Origin of the sequence: Altericroceibacterium endophyticum (genome assembly GCF_009827595.1) — a bacterium.
Lineage (GTDB): Bacteria > Pseudomonadota > Alphaproteobacteria > Sphingomonadales > Sphingomonadaceae > Altericroceibacterium > Altericroceibacterium endophyticum.
Window position 1 is genome coordinate 20,770 of record NZ_WTYT01000001.1, and the last position, 19,600, is coordinate 40,369.

17 protein-coding genes and 1 tRNA gene are annotated in these 19,600 nt (G+C 60.0%); 5 read left to right on the forward strand and 13 right to left on the reverse strand.

From position 1 onward, the window contains the following. Position 1: 1 nt before the first annotated feature. Positions 2-1,066, forward strand: coding sequence for a glycosyltransferase family 4 protein (locus GRI91_RS00090; protein WP_160734622.1), 1,065 nt, complete (start codon positions 2-4; stop codon positions 1,064-1,066). Further along, complete coding sequence (locus GRI91_RS00095; protein WP_160734623.1) at positions 1,056-2,042, forward strand: glycosyltransferase family 2 protein; 987 nt, start codon at positions 1,056-1,058, stop codon at positions 2,040-2,042. The genes GRI91_RS00090 and GRI91_RS00095 overlap by 11 nt, the downstream gene beginning before the upstream one ends. Here the strand turns inward: GRI91_RS00095 and GRI91_RS00100 are convergent. The 7 genes from GRI91_RS00100 to GRI91_RS00130 all read right to left on the reverse strand — a co-directional run bounded on the left by GRI91_RS00100 (position 2,039) and on the right by GRI91_RS00130 (position 9,617). Further along, positions 2,039-3,175: a DUF1972 domain-containing protein gene (locus GRI91_RS00100; protein ID WP_160734624.1), complete on the reverse strand. Its 1,137-nt coding sequence runs from the start codon at positions 3,173-3,175 to the stop codon at positions 2,039-2,041. The two genes, GRI91_RS00095 and GRI91_RS00100, sit on opposite strands and share 4 nt — an antisense overlap. 149 nt (positions 3,176-3,324) lie before the next feature. Continuing rightward, positions 3,325-4,752: an efflux transporter outer membrane subunit gene (locus tag GRI91_RS00105; RefSeq protein ID WP_202385380.1), complete on the reverse strand. Its 1,428-nt coding sequence runs from the start codon at positions 4,750-4,752 to the stop codon at positions 3,325-3,327. Beyond that, a complete protein-coding gene (locus GRI91_RS00110; protein ID WP_160734625.1) occupies positions 4,749-5,657 on the reverse strand; it encodes an efflux RND transporter periplasmic adaptor subunit in 909 nt (302 codons plus the stop codon). The genes GRI91_RS00105 and GRI91_RS00110 overlap by 4 nt, the downstream gene beginning before the upstream one ends. Beyond that, entirely contained in the window at positions 5,657-5,866 is a 210-nt protein-coding gene (locus GRI91_RS00115) for a DUF1656 domain-containing protein (RefSeq protein WP_160734626.1), read from the reverse strand. Before GRI91_RS00115 ends, GRI91_RS00110 begins: the two co-directional genes overlap by 1 nt. Further along, entirely contained in the window at positions 5,863-7,866 is a 2,004-nt protein-coding gene (locus GRI91_RS00120) for an FUSC family protein (protein ID WP_160734627.1), read from the reverse strand. The genes GRI91_RS00115 and GRI91_RS00120 overlap by 4 nt, the downstream gene beginning before the upstream one ends. Beyond that, positions 7,863-8,333 carry a MarR family winged helix-turn-helix transcriptional regulator gene (locus GRI91_RS00125; protein WP_202385381.1) on the reverse strand — a complete coding sequence of 157 codons (471 nt, stop codon included), beginning with the start codon at positions 8,331-8,333 and terminating at the stop codon, positions 7,863-7,865. Before GRI91_RS00125 ends, GRI91_RS00120 begins: the two co-directional genes overlap by 4 nt. Before the next feature lie 126 nt (positions 8,334-8,459). Next, positions 8,460-9,617: an MFS transporter gene (locus GRI91_RS00130; protein WP_160734628.1), complete on the reverse strand. Its 1,158-nt coding sequence runs from the start codon at positions 9,615-9,617 to the stop codon at positions 8,460-8,462. A gap of 111 nt (positions 9,618-9,728) precedes the next feature. Here GRI91_RS00130 and GRI91_RS00135 point away from each other — a divergent pair, with 111 nt between their 5' ends. Next, entirely contained in the window at positions 9,729-11,162 is a 1,434-nt protein-coding gene (locus tag GRI91_RS00135; protein WP_160734629.1) for an aminotransferase-like domain-containing protein, read from the forward strand. Positions 11,163-11,201: 39 nt separating this feature from the next. Here the strand turns inward: GRI91_RS00135 and GRI91_RS00140 are convergent. The 5 genes from GRI91_RS00140 to infA form a co-directional block, all read right to left on the reverse strand. Continuing rightward, positions 11,202-11,277: transfer RNA gene (locus tag GRI91_RS00140), tRNA-Phe, on the reverse strand. An 87-nt stretch (positions 11,278-11,364) separates the two neighbouring features. After that, on the reverse strand, positions 11,365-11,538 hold the full coding sequence (locus tag GRI91_RS00145; RefSeq protein ID WP_160734630.1) for a DNA gyrase inhibitor YacG: 174 nt from the start codon (positions 11,536-11,538) through the stop codon (positions 11,365-11,367). Then, positions 11,535-12,518, reverse strand: a complete 984-nt coding sequence (locus GRI91_RS00150) for an Rne/Rng family ribonuclease (RefSeq protein ID WP_237437569.1) — start codon at positions 12,516-12,518, stop codon at positions 11,535-11,537. The genes GRI91_RS00145 and GRI91_RS00150 overlap by 4 nt, the downstream gene beginning before the upstream one ends. Positions 12,519-12,523: 5 nt before the next feature. Next, on the reverse strand, positions 12,524-13,111 hold the full coding sequence (locus tag GRI91_RS00155; RefSeq protein WP_160734631.1) for a Maf family protein: 588 nt from the start codon (positions 13,109-13,111) through the stop codon (positions 12,524-12,526). 13 nt (positions 13,112-13,124) lie between these two features. Then, the gene (infA, locus tag GRI91_RS00160; RefSeq protein WP_160734632.1) at positions 13,125-13,373 is read right to left on the reverse strand and encodes a translation initiation factor IF-1; all 249 of its coding nucleotides are present in this window, start codon (positions 13,371-13,373) and stop codon (positions 13,125-13,127) included. Positions 13,374-13,600: 227 nt separating this feature from the next. On the opposite strand from infA, the gene GRI91_RS00165 reads away from it, so the two are divergent. Both GRI91_RS00165 and uvrC read left to right on the forward strand, forming a co-directional pair. Beyond that, a complete protein-coding gene (locus GRI91_RS00165) occupies positions 13,601-16,243 on the forward strand; it encodes a TonB-dependent receptor (protein WP_160734633.1) in 2,643 nt (880 codons plus the stop codon). Between the two features lie 69 nt (positions 16,244-16,312). Continuing rightward, on the forward strand, positions 16,313-18,265 hold the full coding sequence (gene uvrC, locus GRI91_RS00170) for an excinuclease ABC subunit UvrC (RefSeq protein WP_160734634.1): 1,953 nt from the start codon (positions 16,313-16,315) through the stop codon (positions 18,263-18,265). 29 nt (positions 18,266-18,294) lie between these two features. Here the strand turns inward: uvrC and GRI91_RS00175 are convergent, their stop codons facing one another. Continuing rightward, positions 18,295-19,197 carry an acyl-CoA thioesterase gene (locus GRI91_RS00175; RefSeq protein WP_160734635.1) on the reverse strand — a complete coding sequence of 301 codons (903 nt, stop codon included), beginning with the start codon at positions 19,195-19,197 and terminating at the stop codon, positions 18,295-18,297. Positions 19,198-19,600 lie beyond the last annotated feature (403 nt).

The following is a 19,600-nucleotide window of genomic DNA, read 5'->3' on the forward strand; positions in this document are numbered from 1 at the left end:
AATGCGTATTGGTGTCGATGGACATGTGCTGACCGGCAAGTTTCAAGGTACACGCACCACGCTTGGCCGGCTGCTGAATGAAGTCAGTCAGCGTGCGGGGGCGCACAGCCTGCTGCTGTATAGTTACAGTCCGGATGAAGCGCGCGAATTGCTGGGGCACAGGGCGATTGCGCACCGTCAATTGCCACCTGGCGGCGCGATCTGGCGGCTGCTCCTGCAATTTCCCCGCCTGTTCCGGCGCGACGCTGTGGACCTGGGGGTTTTCCAATATATTGCCCCGCTTCGAGGGCGGCACATGGTGTTCATCCATGATCTGCTGCCTTTGACTCATCCGCATCTTTTTCCCTGGAGGATGCGGCTGCGCAGCCGCCTGTTTTTTACGCTGAGCATTCGCCGCGCTGCCATGGTTGTGGCGGTGAGCGATTACACCGGCGATCAGATTAGGCAGCGGCTGAATATCCCGCGTGAACGGTTGGCGGTGGTGAAGAACGGCCCCTCTTTCCCGCAGGAGGCCTATTGGCTGCCGCGTGAAACAGGGGATCAGCGCTATATTCTGGCTGTTGGACGGATAGAGCCGCGCAAGAATATGGATTTGCTGGTGCGTGCGTTTCGGCAAGCGAGCCTGCACAATGTGAAGCTGGTGATTGTCGGCACGATCGATCCGGCATTCCGGCATGCGGAGATAGAGGGGGCGGGGGTGGAAATTCGCACTGACGTGTCGGACACGGAATTGCAGGCGCTTTACCGCAATGCCAGCCTGTTCGTCTTTCCCAGTTCGGCGGAAGGCTTCGGGCTGCCATTGCTGGATGCGGTTCTTTTTGGCCTGCCTACTATCAGCTCCGATCGCACTGCCATGCCTGAAGTGGGCGGCGATTGTGCGGTGTATTTCAATCCCGATGCGGATGATGCGCAAGCCGTGCTGGCTGATTTGATCGCTGGCCATTTCGCTCTCTCACCCATTGTGCCACCAAGCCCGGAACAGCGCTGCCAGCATCACGAACAATTCAATTGGGGACATGCGGCACAGCAGTTTCTGACTGCGGCCGAGGCCGCGTATGATGCGTGATCCCGCCAGCATTGCGGGCAGCAAAAGCCGCATCAGCATCGTGATCGTCAGCTATAAATCACTGAACTTCATTGATCAGTGTCTCACGCCAATCGCGCATCGGGCGGATTGGGATATTATCCTGTGGGACAATGATAGCGGTGACGGTATCGGCGGCCATGTTCGCCGCCATTATCCCCATGTTCGCGTGGTGGAATCACCCGAAAATCTCGGCTTTGCTGCGGGGAATAATCGCGCCTTTCGGCACTGCCGTGGCGATTATGTTCTGCTGCTCAACCCGGATGCCTTTTTGCGCGATGCGGCGCAGGTGGAACAGCTGGCCGAATATCTGGAGGCCCATGCTGACGTGGCGGCGTGCGGGCCCCAATTGCTCCATGGAGACGGTAGCCATCAGGTCGGTGATGCGGGCTGGCGGATCAGCCTTCCCACTGTGCTGGTGCATGGCTTCGCACTGCAGCGTGCGGCACCGTTTCTGCGCGGGCTTTACTTGACCAGTCCTTCCCTGCGGCGGCGTGAGCATGTTCCGGTGGACTGGATATGCGGCGCATGTTTGATGGTCCGGCGAAGCGTGATCGACTCACTGGGCGGGCTGGATGAAAGCAGCTTTCTCTATGGGGAGGATATTGAATGGGGCACGCGGATGCGGCGTGCGGGCTGGCAATGCCACTATCTGCCGCGTGTGAAAGTGCAGCATCTGCAAGGTGCAACCCAGCGCGAGGCCGGGCAGGCCTTTCGGTCTTTCGCCTGGCTGGATGACATTGCGCGGCGTTACCGGGTTTCGGGTGGCCGCTGGGGCTATGGAGTGATGCGGCTGGGCTTGGCGGCTGGCTATATCGGCAGAGCGCTGATCTGGGCGGTGCGGGCGCGTATTTTACGGCGACCTGAGGCGAGGGAAAGAGCTGTTATCAAAGGTGCCATCGCCCGCGAATATGCGGCGCATATCTGGCGCTGGCCGCGATTTGATACGCCGGATTAGGTTCGCAGCATTGTGGCATGGGCCTCACTCAGCAGCGTCTCATACTGCTCCAGAATCCGCTCCCAGGTGAAATTTGCCTGCCAACGTCTGCGGCTGGCGGTGCGCAGTGCTTCGCACAGGTGGTCATCCTCGATCAGGCGCGTGATCTGGTGATCGCATTCATCGATATTGGCAAAAAACAGGCCGCCTTCGTCCAGCACCCAGCGATTGAAGCGATTGTCATGGGCAATCACCGCGCTGCCCGCGCCCATGGCCTCCACAAGAGACGGGTTGGTTCCGCCTACCGTATGGCCGTGAAGATAGGCCCTGTTGTGGCCGCGCAGAGCCGACAATATCACCTTGTCATATATCGCTCCGGGGAAAATTACTTCCTCACTCGCTGCTTCCAGCACGCGGGCCTGATAGGGAATGCTGCGGTGATATTGCCCAAGCACGACCAGTTTTTGCCCGCGCAACCGGCGCGAAAACGCCGTTACGATTTCCAGCACTGAATTTTCGGGTTCCGGCCGGGCGATCAGCGTGAAATAGCGATTGGGTTCGAGCTCCAATGCCGCCAGAGGTGCGGTGGCTGCATCGCGCACATCATCTCCGCCATAGGGGATCATTGCGATCCGTTCGGCTGGCGCACGGCTGGAAAGATGTTCGGCGATGCCCGGATGGTCGGCTATCAGCCATGTCCCGGCGCGGGCAGCCAGTCTTTCATTGATCCATAGAAACGCTTTCTTGGCTGCACCATATTTTGCGCGTTTCCATTCAAAACCATCCATGTTGATAAGATTGTGGCGGCCGCGCAGAGCCAGCCAATGCGACAGAAAGCCGGTATTATAGCCCAGCGTCAGCAACAATCCGGGACGTGACACGACATCCCGCGTCGCTTTGGCATCAAATTCGATCGTCCCCCATGCCCCGCCGAGCCGGGTGGGCACATGAATGCGCGTAATACCCGCCCATTCATCACAGGCGATGGCACCGCTTTCGCTGCCCTGACAATAAACGGTGATGTCCCAGCCGCGTTGCTGCAAATGGAGGGAGAGCCGCTCCGCAAAGGTTTCAAACCCCCCATGTGCAGCAGGCACACCGCGAATGCCGAGTATGATCAGCCTTGGTCGCGGATCGCCATTTTCACTTCGCATCGGTGCGCCCCCTCGCAGTTCCGACCTGATGATATGGCGCGACTATGCGGCCATTGGGGAGCAAGAGGAAGAGCTGGTTTTGCGAAAGCGTGGAGGCATCAGGCCAAGCCAGCTGTCAGATTACGCGCTGCATTACTGGTCGCCGCAGGTCAGGGCTGCTCTTTTTCCCATCCGCCGCCAAGCGCCAGAAAGATCTGAACCCGGTCCGCGGCAAGTTTGGCCTCCGAATTGGCGAGCGCGGCTTCTGCGCTGGCCAGACTGCGCTGCACATCGAGGACATCCAGCACGGAAACAGCGCCCTGGCGTGACAATTTGGCCTGTAAGGTTGCAGCTTCTCGGCTTGCATCCCGGGCACTGCGCAAACGCTCATTCTCATCGAGATCGTTGGCATAGCGCGTGAGCGCGCTTTCTGTTTCTTCGAGTGCGCGCAGGACAGTCCCGTCAAAGCGGGCCAGAGCTGCTTTGGCAGACGCGCTGGCCTGATCGATCCGCGCCCGCGCCACATCCGTATTGGGGAAGGACCAGGAAATCAGTGGGCCAACACTGAAACGAAATGCGGAATCGCTCACCAGTCCGTCGATCGTACGCGATGTCGTGCCGGCGGAGGCGCCGAGCGAAACAGAGGGATAAAGCGCGGCGGTTTCCACGCCGATATTGGCGGTGGCGGCCGCCAGTTCGCGCTCGGCCTGACGAATATCGGGCCGCCGACGGATCAGGGCTGCACCATCGCCGACGGGTATGGGTTGGTCCATCTGCGGGATCGCGGAACAGTCCGCCAGATCCGCAGGGTAATCCTGCGGATGGCGTCCCATCAGAATCGCCAGCCGGTACAACGCTGTACGCCGGGTGGAACGATATCCGGGCAGGGCCGCCTGCAGCTGGGAAAGCAGGCTGCGCGACCTTGTGGCATCCAGCGCCGGGAAAACACCGCCACGCACGCCGCGTTCAATCAGTTTTACGGAGCTTTGCTGAAGCGCAACGGAGTGCTGAGCAACCGCCAGAGAGGCGCCCGCTGCGCAGGCATCGCTATAGGCGGCGGCGACATTCGCAGCGACGGTCGTCCGGGCTAGGTCCAGCGCGGCGGCTTTGGCTTCCTGACTGGCAGTGGCGGATTCCACTGCGCGCCGAATTCGGCCCACGGCGTCGATCTGATAGGAAATGCTGGCGCCGAGATCGTAACTGCCATGGGTGCCGGCCGGTCTTCCTATTCCCAGGCTGGATGTCTCGCCGGCGCTGGCCGATCCTTCAAGGCTGGTCTGCACGCCCGCTGCTGCGTGCACTTCGCGGGTCGAGGCTTGCGCCCGCTCCAGATTTGCTGCGGCTTCGCGCAGGTCGGTGTTGGCGGCCAGAGCTTCTTCGATTAGCGCATCCAGCCGCGTATCATTATACAGGCGCCACCAATGGGGGGGCAGGGGGGCCTGCGAGATGGCGGGTGATGCGCTGGCCTCAAAAGCGGTGTCTGTGCTGCTATCCGGCATGGGGGCGGGCGCGACATAGTCAGGCCCGACCGTGGTGCATCCGGCCATGAGCAGACAGAACATGGGGCCAAGATTTCGGGCAGATATTGTGCGCCTCATAATACGTGGTCCGGTTGCAAATGGTCATCGGCCCCCTCCAGCGTGATCGTCGCGGTTCGCCCGGCGATCAGGTCAACGCCATCGGGCACCTGATCAATGGCGACGCGCACTGGGATACGCTGGGCGAGGCGCACCCAGCTGAAGGTCGGATTGACGTCGGCCAGCAAATTGTCGGAGGATGTCGCCCGTTCCCGGTCTTCAATCCCGGCAGAATGGCCAACGACATGGCCCTTCAGCTTGCGGTCTTCACCCATCAGGCGGATGGTGGCGGGCATTCCGTCGCGAATATGGGCGAGCTTGGTCTCTTCAAAATAGCCGGCGACGTAAAAACTGTCGCTGTCGATCAGGGCCATCAGTGGCTTGCCTGCTGTGGCATAAGCGCCGGGGCGCAGCTGCAGATTGGTGACGATACCGTTGACCGGCGCGCGGACTTCTGCCCTCTCCAGATTGATCCGGGCAAGATCACGATCCGCGAGCGCTTGAGACAGCCTGGCGCGTGCTTCCTCTGCGGCGGAACGGCGAAGATCGCGATCCTGCTCCGAGACGACACCTTCCAAAGCTGCATAGCGCCGGGCTTCGCGATTGGCGGATGACAGCGTGGCGCGGGCCGTGGCGATGGCGGCATTGGCCTGATCCAGCGCGTTGCGCAGCCTTGCCTTGTCGATAGTGAACAGCAGATCGCCCTTCTTCACCACCTGATCGTCTGCCACCGCGACGCTTTCGACCCGTCCGGATACGTCAGGTGCCATTTGCACCACATCGGCGCGCAGCCTGCCATCGCGGGTTTGCGGGGCATAGGTGTAGTAATGGTACAGCTTCCACAGGACGAGTGCCGCCAATGCTGCCAGAGCGATGGTGAGCAGCATTTTGCCACCGCGAATAAGGTCGTGTCTGTTTATCATCATTAATTTGTCATCACGCGCAGGCCCGTGAAGACGAGCCATAGGAGGAGGAAGAAAAAGGCGAGATCGAATAAGGGGCGCTGCCACACGATGCGGTAGAACCCGATCGCATCGAGCAGCCGTGAAAGAAGCATCCGTGCGAAGAAGGCCGCCAGCAAAGCGAGCAGCAAGGGGGACACCAGAATCCCGAAAAGGTCGATTTCACCGATCATGACTGGGCGCTCCAGGCAGGGCTTTTTTCAAACAGCGCGAGCCGCAAACCGACCAATCCGCGCATGAACAGGACTTCGTCGGTCTTGTGTTGGCGAACCGCCAGTGACAGCGCGGCATCGATGCGTTCCAGCAACGCAGGCGATGGGGTGTCCTTGTCGAGGTCGTCACGAATGGTTGCCAGAACATTCTCCAGCGCTTGGCGGAGTGCGCCGCTGCTGCGGTCAGCCGCGCGGCGCAGATCCGCGATATTCACGCCGACCCGCAACCGCGTCATCAGGCGCGGACTTTCATCCTCCGCGCCCACCGCCTGCAGGCGGCCGGCCAGTGCACCGATACTGTCGAGCGCGCGGATAACGTACTGATCGCGGTCGCGCGAATTGGCGCGCCAGGTGAGGGCATAAATATCGGCACGGGCTTTGTGGATGAAGCGCCGCACGGCGTGTTCTGTACCCAGTTGCCGCACCATTCTGAGGCAGAAGAATGCCACGAAAATGCCCATCAGATTGGCGCAGGTGCTATCCAGATAGACATTGAAAGAGGCCGGGGCGTAGGTTCCCTGCAAATTGATGGTACTGAGGGATACCACCATCACCAGAATGACCAGCGGATTGCTGAAGGCCCATAGCGTTAGCGGTATCATGTAAATCGCCATCGCGAGGATGAACGTGGTATAATCGCTGGCCATGGGCAGCAAAATATAGCTCAGCACGCCGCCTGCGGCGAAGGCGAACAAGGCGAAGCGCGAAAACTTGGTAAGGACGGCGGCGGCTTCGTCCATGCTGCCAAAAAATGCCAGCGCCACTGGGCCAAACAGCATGGCATAAGGAACACTTTTCCAGCCGGTGAAATACCAGATGAGGCTGAGGATGCCGTAAGTGGAGGCAATGGCCAGCGCCACGCGGGCGGCCATATGAAAATCCGGACGAAGCGGAAACGGGCGTGAATTGTCGACGGCAGTTTCGAGGTCCGGCGACAAATTGCCCTGATTGTTGAGGGCATTTTCGAGGGCGTGAAGCTCCGCTGAGACCGTCAGTGCATCGGCGATAATTCCGGACAGATTGCGCTGAACCAACCGGCGCCAACCGGTCACTCCGTCGTACTCGGCGGCATCCATACGGGCGATGAAATCGGCAGGAGGTTCCTTGCCTGCTTCCAGTAAAGCGCTGGCTTCTGCCAGCATCGGTGCAACGGCTTCGCGATGGACCTGATCGGGATGAGCCAGACGCGATTCAATCGCTGAAATCATCGGGACCAGGCGCAAAAGCCGCTGCTGAATGGCGAAAATCAGACCGCGCTCCCGGCTGGCGATCAGGGGGTCATATTTGATCTGACTGGCGAGGGCGGACAGGGCCGTCATATCGGCAATCATGCGCAAGCGGTCATTGTCACTGCTGGCACTGATGGCCGCATGCTCATCGTCTTGGTCTTGTTCCGGATTGTTCAGAACATCACGCAACCAGCGCTGCGCATCGGGCAGCCACACTTGCAGCTTCTGATGCATGACGGGCCCGATTGAGCGCGGTACGACGATGCTGTCGATGACGGTAACGCATATGATGCCCAGGCCAATCTCCGTGAGACGTGCCAGCGCCGTGGTGAACATGCTTTCGGGCTGACTGATGGCGGGTACGACAACCAGCAGCATCGTAATCCCGAGCAATTGAAAACCGTAGGCACGCGGGGTGCGATCAATCACACCCATGGCGAAGGCGGCCGTGGCAACCAGCCCGGACATCCCCACCATCAGGATCTGTTGGCTACCGAATATCCGTGCGAGAATGACCGCGATGGCGCCGGCACACATGGTGCCGATGAAGCGATAGAGCGCCTTGGACAGCATCGCGCCGCTGACGGGGTTCATCAGCACGCAGCATGTGACCAGCGACCAATAGGGTTGCGGCAAGCCGATATGAACCGCGATCGTAAATGCCAGCATGGCAGCGGTGAACAGCTTGAGTGCAAAGATCCACCGGCCCGGATTGAGGAGGGCCGCGCTCATTCCTTGTCCTGATTGACAAAGGCCTGTGCCCGTTCTTCCATCAGCCTCAGGACGCGTATGGCGGTCTGCAGGTCTTCCTCTGGCAAATCGCCCAGCAGCTCATGCCGCAGTGTATTGAGGCGCGTTTCGAGCATTTCGGCCAGACGCAGCCCCTCGGGCAGCAGCTCGACATTCTTTGACCGCCGATCATTGGGGACATCGCAGCGCTGCAGTAATCCGGCCGCTTCTCCGCGATCGAGCGTACGCACCAGAGCGGCTGGGTTCACCCCCACTTCAACGGCCAGATCCTTTTGCGAAACCTGCGCGCCGTGGCGTGACACCACGAGCACGACCGTGCCCAGCGATGGGGACAGCCCGGCACCAACAAATGCGGACGTCGCCGCCTGCATCCAGGCACGGCGTACCGGTTGTAACGCATTTGGCAGCGCAAACAGTGCTTCGCTCTTGGAGTCGTTTCCTTGGGACATGCATTTCCATTGCCAAAGCAACCATTGCCTTGTCAATGGAAATGTTGCACCTGCGAAGGCGGATTCAGGATCACTGATCGCAAAGCGGATGCGCCCAGATGCGGCACACCGATATAGCGCTGCTATTCAGACCAATTCTTGCCGCGCATCGCCGCGCAATATCCGCCGATAGAGAACCAGCGATGCAAGACAGGCAAGCTGCACGCAGAAGAAGACCGCCATGGCGGGGGCGAGTCCCAACCAATCCGCCAGAGCTCCGGCTGCCACGACCGGGAGGCACAAACCGCAATAGGCATAGATGAAGAAGCCTGCAGTTGTGCGGGCGCGGTCATCCGGGGCGAGCAGGGAGAATTGAGACAGGCCGGAAAGATAGGTAAAGCCGTAACTCGATGCACTGGTCAGCGCCGTGCCGAGCAAGATGAGCGAGATCGATCCCGTGATCGCGCCGGTGAGCAGGGCCGCAAAGCCCAGCGGGATCAGGCAAAGACCCACCGCCAATGCGCGCGGATTGGTCAGGCGCCCTGCCAGCGGCTGGCAAAGCAGGCCGCCCAGGACGGCGAGGAAGATGACAGCACCGGACCAGCCGCCGAGCCCCTGCCGGTCGAGCAGCAGCGGGACCATGGCGATGGTCATGCCGGTGGAGGCCCAACTGAGCGCTATGGCGATGCCGTAAGGCGCGCTGCCGATAGGAAAGACCGGCAGCCTGAGCATGGGTTTGTCTTGCGGCATTGCGATGCGGGGAAGGGCCAGACAGGCCATTACCAGAAGCGGAACCGCCGCAATCAGAGCCCAGAAGCTGATCGGAGCAAAGCTTGGCCCCTGCACGACCAGACTGATGCCCGTGGCCAGCGCTCCGCCGCCGAAACCGAGCGATGTCGCCGATGTGACCATCAGCGCGGCGCGTCTGGCGTGGGCCTCACCCATCAATTCGGTCATGTAAGCTGTTCCCGAGGTGGTGACGAGACCGGTTGCCACGCCCAGAAAGACGCGTGCAATGACCAGCTGAGGCCAGCCGGGAGACAGGGCCAGCAAGAGCGTCGCTCCGCCGCCCAGTAGCAGGGCGCAGATCGTGGGCAATCTGCGGCCCACACGATCCGAGAGGCCGCCAAGGAAAATGAAGGTCGGCAGCAGTCCCGCGACATAAGCGGCGAAGGCAACGGTTGCCGCCATCGCGCCCAGACCACTTGCCGCGACATAGGCAGGATAGAGCGGTGCTTGGACATTGACGGAGAAAGTGACGACGAAAAGGCAAAGCGTCAGCAAGGGCACGGAAAAGCGAGCCATATGGACCTCGATTGTGGAAATTCTTGCCAATCATGGCCCGGCGTGCCTAGGGGCGACAGGAACAATACCGTACAGTTTGACCAAACTGTACTGATCAGATGGGCAGTACACATGAGCGCATTCACTCTTGCCGATGATGCTGGAAAGACCCTTGTCGAACGGGTGATGGAAACCCTCCGAACCAGGATTACCGGGCGTATGGCGGCGCCGGGAAGTAAGCTGCCTTCTATTCGCACTCTGGCTGATCAGCTTGGCGTGTCGCGTTCTACCGTGGTTGACGCCTATGATCGTTTGATGGCGGAAGGCATCGTGCAATCGCGCCGTGGATCGGGTTTTTATGTGGCGGCGCATCTGCCACCCTTTTCACTGAGCGATAGCGGGCCGCCATTGGCGCGTGAAATCGATCCGCTCCTGATCACAAGGCAGGCGCTGGATGGCCGGCATATCCGGGCCAATCCCGGTTGCGGCTGGTTCCCGAACAGCTGGATGCCGCAGGAAGAGATCCGCCGCGCCTTGCGCAGTCTGGCACGGAATTCCGATGTGGGGCTGACCGAATACAGCACACCGCTCGGACTGTCGGACCTGCGTATCCTGCTGGCTGTACGGATGGCCGATACCGGAGTGGAAGCGCATCCCGATCAGATCATTCTGACGGAAAGCGGGACGCAGGCGCTCGATCTGTGTTGCCGATTCCTGCTGGAGCCGGGGGACCGGGTGCTGATCGACGATCCGTGTTATTTCAATTTTCTGGCTCTGTTCCGCGCGCACCGGGTGGAGGCGATTGGCGTGCCACGGACAGCACAGGGCCCTGATCTCGCGGCTTTCGAAGCGGCGCTGAAAGAGCATCGGCCGCGGCTCTATATAACCAATTCGGGACCGCATAATCCGACCGGCACGACCATTTCCCAAGTGACCTGTCACCGCATATTGCGACTGGCTGAAGCGCATGATCTGATGATCGTGGAAGACGATATCTATGCCGATTTTGAGGAACGTCCGGCACCGAGGCTGGCTGGTTTTGACGGGCTGACACGGGTGATCCAGACCGGCAGCTTCTCCAAAACGCTCTCCGCTTCGATGCGCTGTGGTTACATCGCGGTGCGTCCGGATTGGGTTGATGCGCTGGTCGATCTTAAGCTCGCGACATCGGTGGCGGGCGGCAGCATGTCTTTTGAATTGCTGCGGAACTTGCTGAAAGAAGGAAGTTACCGCCGGCATGTCCAGAATATGCGCACCCGGCTGGCCGGGGCCATGAGCGCGCTGACGCCGCAGCTGGTGTCACTGGGCATTATGCCGTGGCACGAGCCGGAATCGGGTGTTTTCCTGTGGTGCCGCCTGCCCGACGGCGTCGATGGCGGCGCATTGACCCGGCTGGCATGGGAGAAGGGAATTGTTCTGGCCCCCGGCAACGCCTTCAGTATCTATCAGAATTATGCATCCTTCATGCGCTTCAACGTCGCTCAGATGCAGGACCCCATGCTGATGGATGACCTCAAGATATTGCTGGACAAGGCAGCGGCGATGGCGGGCGATGCTGCGCCATAATCCGTGCGGTCAAAAGGTCGATTTTGGAGATCTGGGAAATGGTGCCCAGGGACGGAATCGAACCGCCGACACTGCGATTTTCAGTCGCATGCTCTACCAACTGAGCTACCTGGGCATCTTCATTTCAGGATGAGTGCGGAAAGCACTGCATCGCTTGGAGGGGCGCCTATGGCGCGCTGCGCCGAGCTTTGCAAGAGGGAATTCAATCTTCTTTTGCAATATCCTCAGGAGAGGCCGCAGGCCCGGGCACGGCATAGCCATCATTGAACCATTGGGCGAGATCGCGGTCACGGCATCTGGCCGAACAAAAGGGCGCAAATTCAGCGCTTCGTGGCTTCTTGCAGATCGGGCAGGGCTTGTCTGGTCTGGTGCTCATATAACCACCGATTGCGCAAAGGCGCCCTCGAGCGCAAGGGCCGGATCACTTTTCAGCTGCACTTGCCGGCCGCTGCGGCGGCTGAGTTCATCCTGCCAGGCCCTGGGAATCACCGCAATGACCTCTGGATGCGCTGTCAGCAGCAAGGCTCCCGGACTTTCTACCATTTCTGCCTGACGGAGCAAAAGCCGCGCGGCGAGCCGGGCTGGCTGGCTGGCGGCGCGATGCAGCAGGGATGGCCGTTCCAGCCGCGCGACCAGCTGGACAAAGCCGAAGCCATTCATGCCGGTGCGTTCATGCTGCCAGTCCTGCAATGCGTCGCCCAGCGCGCTATCCACAGCCTTGCGTTCAGCCTTGGCAGGCAGGGTGGGAAAATCGATGCCGATGGAGCCGCCCAGATCGAATCGCCTGACACTTTCCGCGAGCGGCGTGATGGCCGCCTGAGCCAGCGCTGCTGGTGGCAGGGTGCCGTCGATATCGATCAGCATCATCGCCGCGGTCGGGGCAAATTGCAGCGCGCCGCCGGGAAAGGTCACTTCGCGGGAAAATGCCTCACCAATCACTTCATTCCAGCCGCTTACCGGGAAGCGGTGAACCTGCTGCACCTGATATCCGCGACTCCGTAATGTCTGGAGCAGGGTGGGGCGCATGGCCGGGCCATTGGCGGGGCGGCTATGGGGTAGCTTCACCCGGCCTGTCTCGGCAATTCCGGCGCGGGTTATTTGCAGATGAAGCGGGGCCCCTTCGCGGGCGTCCTTCGGTAAGCGATCGACCAGTATCTCGCGCGCATTGTCGGTCCTGGCGGTGCCGCGCGCGCTGCCGGCGCGGCGTGAAACCAGAGTGGCTTTGACCACTTCACCGGCAATGAACTCTTCTGGCCAGATAACTGCGCTTGCGACAATTTGCCCGCCAGCCACGGCGATCGCACGCTCTTCACCGATGCCGTTTTCGATGAACCATTCCATCGCCGGCAATTGCATTTCCCTCAGCCGGCAATCAGATTGGCGGAGGCGAGCAAGGTGCGGGTTTCATACAGAGGCAAGCCGACAACACCCGAATGGCTGCCCTGAATCCACGCGATCAGGCCTTCGGCTGCGCCCTGAATGGCGTAGCCACCGGCTTTGCCGTGCCATTCGCCGCCCGCGATATAGGCATCCAGCTCTGCGGCGGAGAGCCGTTTGAAACGGACCGCCGTTTCGCTCAGCTTTTCGCGGATGGTGCCATCCGGCGCGCGCAAGGCGATGGCGCTGAAAACGCGGTGCCGCCTGCCGGACAAGAGTGACAGACAGCGCCTTGCGCTTTCCTCATCCTCGGTCTTGGGCAGAATGCGCCGGCCGGCGGCAACCACCGTGTCGCCCGCCAGGACATAGCCATCGGGCGAGGCAGCGGCGACGGCCTTTTCACGCGCCATGCGTATGGCATAGGGGCGCGGCAATTCGCCTTCGCCGGGAGTCTCGTCAATATCAGCGGGTGCAATGCGCGCAGGTTCAATCCCCAGTCGGGCGAGCAGGTCGCGCCGCCGAGGGCTGGCCGATGCGAGAATCAGCTGAGGAGCGGGCGAGGGCGCGGTCATGCGCCTTTACCAATCAGTTCGACGGGCCAGGGCCACCGCGGCCGGGCATGAAGCGATAGGTAATCCGGCCCTTGGTCAGATCGTAGGGGGTAAGCTCGACCAGCACTTCGTCGCCAACCAGCACACGAATGCGGTTTTTGCGCATCTTCCCAGCCGTATGGCCGAGGATTTCATGGCCGTTTTCAAGCTCTACCCGGAACATCGCATTGGGCAGAAGTTCAACCACCCGGCCGCGCATTTCGAGGAGTTCTTCTTTAGCCATGTAGTTCAGTTTCCATGTTCAGCATTCAGCATGGTCGCGCGCCATAAACGTCCTGCCGCAAAAAGAAAAGTCTAACTGTACAAACCTTTGCCGATCGCAGGCCCTGCGCATCGGCGTTTCACCCCTGGCATGCGACATTTTGTTACATTCCGCGACTTGAGCTGAGCCGGGTTGACCGAGCATAGCGGTGCCAAGTCGGGGGACTTAAATAATTGAGGAAATTGATCTTGCGTTCATTACCCCTTGTCAGCCTGTCCGCACTGATTGCCGGCCTTTTGGCTGTTCCTGCTCAGGCGCAGGACGTTTCTTTCGACGAAAGTGCCGACAGTCTGGCCGATAATGGCGAGATCGTGGTGGTGGCGGAAAGCATGCGCGGGCAAGTGGATGCGCCGCAGCCGCCTTTGTTGGTACTCGATACAAAAGACATCGCGGCCTATGGCGTGGGTTCGCTGCAGGAATTGATGGAAGTCCTTTCCCCGCAAACCGGTAGCAGCCGCGGCGGGCCACCCGCTTTTCTGGTCAATGGCATGCGCATTTCGAGCTTCCGCGAATTGCGCTCCTACCCGCCGGAAGCGATCGAAAAGGTCGAAATTCTTCCCGAAGAAGTCGCCCAACGCTACGGTTTTGCGCCCGATCGGCGCGTGGTGAATTTCATCCTCAAGAAGAATTATTCCAGCCGCGAAATTGAGCTGGAATATGGGCAACCGGATCAGGGTGGCTATTCGGAAAAGGAAGTGGAACTGACCTTTCTCAAGCTGGATGGCCCCAACCGGCTCAACATCAATGCCGAATTTAACGACAGCAGCATGCTGACCGAAGCCGAACGCAATATCGTGCAGGCCCAGACATCCTTGTCCGACATTCCCAGCGATCCCTCTCAGGCGCCCTATCGCAGTCTGGTGAACGATTCGAATGAAGTTGAGGTGACAGCCAACTGGTCCCGCAAACTGGGTGATGCGGGATCATCGCTTAGCGTCAATGGGACCTATGAACTGTCCGACAATCGCAGTCTGCAGGGGCTTAATTCGGTTCGCCTGACAGACCCCGATGGGCAGAGCGTGCTGCGCAATTTTGGTGCGGCCGATCCGCTGGAAAAGAATCGCCGCAATGACACATATTCGCTCGGCAGCACGCTGAATGTGCCGGTGGATGAGTGGGAGGTGACTGCGACGCTGGATGCCAGTCTGGCCAAATCGCGGACAGAAACAGACCGTAATGCTGATACAGCAGCGCTGGAAGCTGCGGCTCTGGCGGGAGAATTCGCGCTGGATGGCGCGATCACGGCAGATACCAGCAATGGCTATGATACGGCGCGCAGCAAGGTGTACTCGTTAGGCAGTTTGGTGACGGCCATGGGCCGTCCGCTGTTGCTGCCTGCGGGGGAAGTTTCTGTCACGCTGGATGCAGGCTATTCCTGGGACCGGATTCAAAGCCGCGATATAGCGCTGCTGAGCGAAGATTCTGTGCAATTGACGCGCGGTGATCTCAGCGCCGGGGCCAATATTGCTATTCCCATCGCCAGCCGCCGGGAAGACCATTGGTCCGCTTTGGGTGATGTTACGCTCAACCTTGCAGGCGGTGTGAACGAGCTTTCCGATTTCGGCACGTTGACCGATTGGAGCGCGGGTGTGAACTGGGGCCTGACCGAAAGCCTCAATCTGTCGGCAACATATATTGCGGAAGATGCAGCGCCCAGCCTGTCTCAACTGGGTGATCCGCAGGTCGTCACGAACAATGTGCAGCTCTATGATCTGCGCAATGAAGAAACCGTTCTGGCGCAGGTGACATCGGGCGGTAACCCGGCCTTGCCCAAGCAAAGCCAGCGTGACTGGAAGATCAGCCTGAACTGGGATTTGCCCATTATGGAGCGGGCCAGCATCAATCTGGATTACATCAACAGCCATACGGATGACGTGACGGCATCTTTCCCGACGCTGACGCCATCGATCGAAGCAGCCTTTCCCGATCGTGTCACGCGCGATGAAACCGGCAGGCTGATCGCGCTTGATCAGCGGGCCGTAACTTTTGCGCAGCAGAAGCAGCAGCGGATCAAACTGGGCATCAATCTTGGCGGCTCCTTTGGCGAGAATGATGACGCAGCGGGCGGAGGACGGCCCGGTGGCCGGGGCAGGCCGGGCGGTGGCGGTCCGCCTCCACGTGGCGGCGCGGCGGATAAGGCCGGGGCGGGGCGGAGCGATGGAGCGCCCGGCAAGCAAGGTGCCAATGCAGCCGCAGGTGAAAATGGCCGGCAATCCAGTGAGAATCAGTCTGCAAATGCGCAATCGGGTGGCAGCGAGGCCAATGGCCAGCAATCGGAAGGAAAGCGGCCGGAGCGCTCAGAGGGGCGTCGTTCCGGCGGGGGACGCCGCGGCGGAGGCGGAATGGGCGGGCGGCCCAGTGGTGGCCGCTGGTTCCTCAACCTCACCCAGACGATCGAGCTGAATAACACAATCCTGATAAGCGAGAACGGCCCGCAGCTGGATCTGCTGGAAGGGGATGCGCTCAGCGCCGGGGGCAATCCGCGCTACAGCGCTGCCTTGCGAGGGGGCGTATTTTATAAAGGCTATGGCCTGTTCACCAGCGGCAAATTCAGCGGAAAGTCGCATGTTTCCGGTACGGTTTCCGATCTTTATTTCGACGATCTGGTGACATTCGATATCCGCCTGTTCGCTGATCTCGGCCAACGGGAGAAGTTGGTGGAAAAGGCGCCGATCTTTGAAAACACGCGCATCTCGCTCAAGATCGACAATGTCTTCGATGCACGCCAGCGCGTGACCAATGGGGAGGGCGAAGTACCCCTGCGTTATCAGCCGGATCTGGTGGACCCAACCGGGCGTTTCATCGGGGTGCAATTGCGCAAGCTGTTCTGATCGTCAAATTGCGGGAAAACAGGCGGCGGCGGGGTGACGAAGCGCGGCGGAGATCCTATCTCTTGGCCGATGCCTCGCAAACCTGCCGCCCCTGACGCGCCCCATAGCGCCGAGCGTTTCCATGAAGATCGCGCGACCTATACGGTCCGCTCTTCGCAGCCCGATATTGAAACCGGGGTGCAGGCGATCCGCGATATGGTCAAAGTGCTGAAGCCCAATCCGGGCGTGTACCGGATGCTCGATGGGCGCGGTGAAGTGCTGTATGTCGGCAAGGCGAGGGCGCTCAAAAATCGCGTGACCAATTACACGCAGATCAACAATCTCACCAACCGTCTGCAGCGCATGGTTTCGCAAACCCGCTCGATGGAGATCATCACCACCAATAGCGAGGCGGAGGCGCTGCTGCTGGAAGCGCAGCTGATCAAGCGCTTTCGCCCACCTTACAATGTGTTGCTGCGTGATGATAAGAGCTTTCCCTTCATCCTGCTGCGGGCAGACCATGATTTCCCGCGGATCATGAAACATCGCGGCGCGCGCAAGGCGAAGGGCAATTATTACGGGCCGTTTGCCAGCGCGGGCAGTGTGAACACCACCATCAATGCGTTGCAGAAACTGTTCTTGCTGCGCAGCTGCACGGACAGTTTTTTCTCCCGCCGTGACCGGCCCTGCCTGCTCTATCAAATTAAGCGGTGCTCGGCCCCCTGTGTCGGGCGGATCGATCAGGAAGGCTATGCCGCGCTGACGCGTCAGGCGAAGGATTTTCTGGCCGGCAAATCTTCTGCCGTGCAGCGGCAGATTGAAGAGGAAATGCAGCAGGCGGCCGAGGCGCTCGATTTTGAAAGCGCGGCGATGTTGCGGGACCGGCTGCGGGCGGCGACCTTCATTCAGGGTAGTCAGGCGATCAATGCCGAGGGGGTGGGCAATGCCGACGTCTTTGCCCTGGCAGCCAAGGGCGGCCATGTCGCTGTGCAGGGTTTCTTCATTCGCGGGGGGCAGAATTGGGGACACCGCGCTTTCTTCCCGCGTCATACGAAGGATATGGATGAGGATGAAGTGCTGGCCGGTGTGCTGGCGCAATTCTACGAAGAAGTCCCGCCCCCGCGCACCATTCTGGTCGACCGGGAATTATCGGATCGCGCTTTGCTGGAAGATGCCTTTTGCCAGATCGCGGAGCATAAGGTCGAGATATCGGTGCCGCAGCGGGGCGACCGGCTGAAACTGATCAATCAGGCCAGTCGCAATGCGGTGGAAGCACTTGACCGTCGGATGGCCGAAAGCGGTACTCAGGCGAAAATCATGCGCGAGCTGACCGAGTTTTTCGAACTTGCCGAAGTCCCCGCACGGATCGAAACCTACGATAACAGCCATATTCAGGGTGCGCAGGCCGTGGGCGCGATGGTTGTTGCCGGACCGGAAGGCTTCATCAAGAACCAATATCGCAAATTCAATATCAAGACCGCGCAGACGAATGACGATTTTGGCATGATGCGCGAAGTGATGACGCGCCGCTTCTCCCGCGCGATGAAGGAAGATCCCGACCGCGATCAGGCGGATAAGGGGGTGTCCATCTGGCCCGATCTGGTGCTGCTCGATGGCGGCAAGGGGCAAATGAGCGCAGCGCAGGATACGCTGGAGGAACTCGGCATTGAAGATGTGCCGATGATCGGCGTGGCCAAGGGGCCGCATCATGGCCGCGAAGGGCGCGAAGTGTTCCATTTTCCTGATGGCCGGGAAAAGACACTGCCGGTCAATTCACCGGTGCTGTTTTATCTCCAGCGACTGCGTGATGAGGCGCATAGATACGCCATTGGCGCGCATCGGGCGAAGCGCAGCCGGGCAATTTCCGCCTCACCACTGGATGAAATCCCCGGTATTGGCCCGTCACGCAAACGAGCCTTGCTGCTGCATTTCGGCACTGCCGGAAAGGTGCGGGCTGCATCGCTGGATGATTTGAAGCGTACGCCGGGAATCAGTGTTGCCGTGGCGCAGACAATTTTTGATTTCTACCATCCGAATGGATGATCAGACTGTGCTGATTGGGTAATCCGGATTCAGGATTGCGATCGCGCTTCGCGGACCATACCTTCCTGAGCCACGCTAGCCACCAGCCGTCCATCCCGGGAAAAGATCTGCCCCCGGTTAAAGGTGCGGGCCGAGCCGGCTGATGGGCTGTCGGTGACATAGAGCAGCCATTCATCCGCGCGAAACGAATCATGGAACCAGATTGCATGATCGAGACTGGCTGCCTTGATCTCGCCGCGATGGAAACTGAGGCCATGCGGCATCAGGCTGGTCGAAAGCAGCTGAAAGTCACTGGCGTAAGCGAGCACCGCCCGGTGGATCGCGTCGTGATCGGGCAGCGACCCTACGGTGCGGAACCACACATGCGACAAGGCTTCCCGCTTGACTGGTTCCAGCCAGTCACGTGTTTCGACCGAGCGAAAATCAATCGGCCGGGCCCTCAGGAGAACGTCGCGCATCTGGCCATCCACTTGCGGAGCCAGTTGCCGGCGGATCACGGCATCGGATTCAATGTCTTCCGGCGGCGGCACGTCCGGCATGCTGGGCGATTGATGAGACAGACCATCCTGCGGCTGCTGGAAAGATGCGGTCAGATTCAGAATGGGCTGACCCGCCTGACTGGCGACCACCCGCCGATTGGAGAAGCTGCGCCCATCGAAGTCGCGCTTCACCCGAAACTCGATTTCCTGATCTTCCGTGCCGGGGCGCAGGAAATAGGCGTGCAGCGAATGTACCGCGCGCTTATCTTCCACTGTGCGCCGGGCGGCCCCCAAGGCCTGAGCAATAACCTGCCCGCCAAATACCCGGCCAAGGCCATGTTTTCGCCGGTGGCCGGTAAAACGATCTCCACCATGCGGTTGAAGATCGAGCAGCAGAACAAGGTCGGCGACCAATTGTTCTGGTGTGGGTGATGAATGGCCAGACTGAAACATTTGGCGCGGTCTTGCTACGGCTTTGGGTTCAGGTCAATCCATCGTGCTGATTTACAGCAGGCTGCACCATTTTTCATTGTCTCTGTTGCCTCCGCGCACTTGGGCATTCCGCGCAAGTTTTCTCTGCCGCTGGTTCGGTCGCCATCAAGATTTTCTCTGTCTTGCTAGAGTAACGCATATCTTTGTCAGCAGCGACGCCGATTGGCTTGTCATGACACGCAATATTCCAGCGATCGTCTAAGGCGGTCACCCAGTTTGCCCATGCATGAGAGACCTTCGACTTCATGATGAGGCAAGTTTGGACTGATGTTCATATGCCCCCGGTAGCAAAGTTTAGTGCTTTTGCTGACATAATTGTCAAGATTCGCCATTGTTCCTTGTCAATTTATGAAACACTGAAAGA

Coding starts and splice junctions, on each gene's coding strand:
- GRI91_RS00090 (WP_160734622.1), top strand. CDS start 2: ATGCGTATTGGTGTCGATGGACATGTGCTGACCGGCAAGTTTCAAGGT.
- GRI91_RS00095 (WP_160734623.1), top strand. CDS start 1,056: ATGATGCGTGATCCCGCCAGCATTGCGGGCAGCAAAAGCCGCATCAGC.
- GRI91_RS00100 (WP_160734624.1), bottom strand. CDS start 3,175: ATGCGAAGTGAAAATGGCGATCCGCGACCAAGGCTGATCATACTCGGC.
- GRI91_RS00105 (WP_202385380.1), bottom strand. CDS start 4,752: ATGAGGCGCACAATATCTGCCCGAAATCTTGGCCCCATGTTCTGTCTG.
- GRI91_RS00110 (WP_160734625.1), bottom strand. CDS start 5,657: ATGATGATAAACAGACACGACCTTATTCGCGGTGGCAAAATGCTGCTC.
- GRI91_RS00115 (WP_160734626.1), bottom strand. CDS start 5,866: ATGATCGGTGAAATCGACCTTTTCGGGATTCTGGTGTCCCCCTTGCTG.
- GRI91_RS00120 (WP_160734627.1), bottom strand. CDS start 7,866: ATGAGCGCGGCCCTCCTCAATCCGGGCCGGTGGATCTTTGCACTCAAG.
- GRI91_RS00125 (WP_202385381.1), bottom strand. CDS start 8,333: ATGTCCCAAGGAAACGACTCCAAGAGCGAAGCACTGTTTGCGCTGCCA.
- GRI91_RS00130 (WP_160734628.1), bottom strand. CDS start 9,617: ATGGCTCGCTTTTCCGTGCCCTTGCTGACGCTTTGCCTTTTCGTCGTC.
- GRI91_RS00135 (WP_160734629.1), top strand. CDS start 9,729: ATGAGCGCATTCACTCTTGCCGATGATGCTGGAAAGACCCTTGTCGAA.
- GRI91_RS00145 (WP_160734630.1), bottom strand. CDS start 11,538: ATGAGCACCAGACCAGACAAGCCCTGCCCGATCTGCAAGAAGCCACGA.
- GRI91_RS00150 (WP_237437569.1), bottom strand. CDS start 12,518: ATGCAATTGCCGGCGATGGAATGGTTCATCGAAAACGGCATCGGTGAA.
- GRI91_RS00155 (WP_160734631.1), bottom strand. CDS start 13,111: ATGACCGCGCCCTCGCCCGCTCCTCAGCTGATTCTCGCATCGGCCAGC.
- infA (WP_160734632.1), bottom strand. CDS start 13,373: ATGGCTAAAGAAGAACTCCTCGAAATGCGCGGCCGGGTGGTTGAACTT.
- uvrC (WP_160734634.1), top strand. CDS start 16,313: ATGCCTCGCAAACCTGCCGCCCCTGACGCGCCCCATAGCGCCGAGCGT.
- GRI91_RS00175 (WP_160734635.1), bottom strand. CDS start 19,197: ATGTTTCAGTCTGGCCATTCATCACCCACACCAGAACAATTGGTCGCC.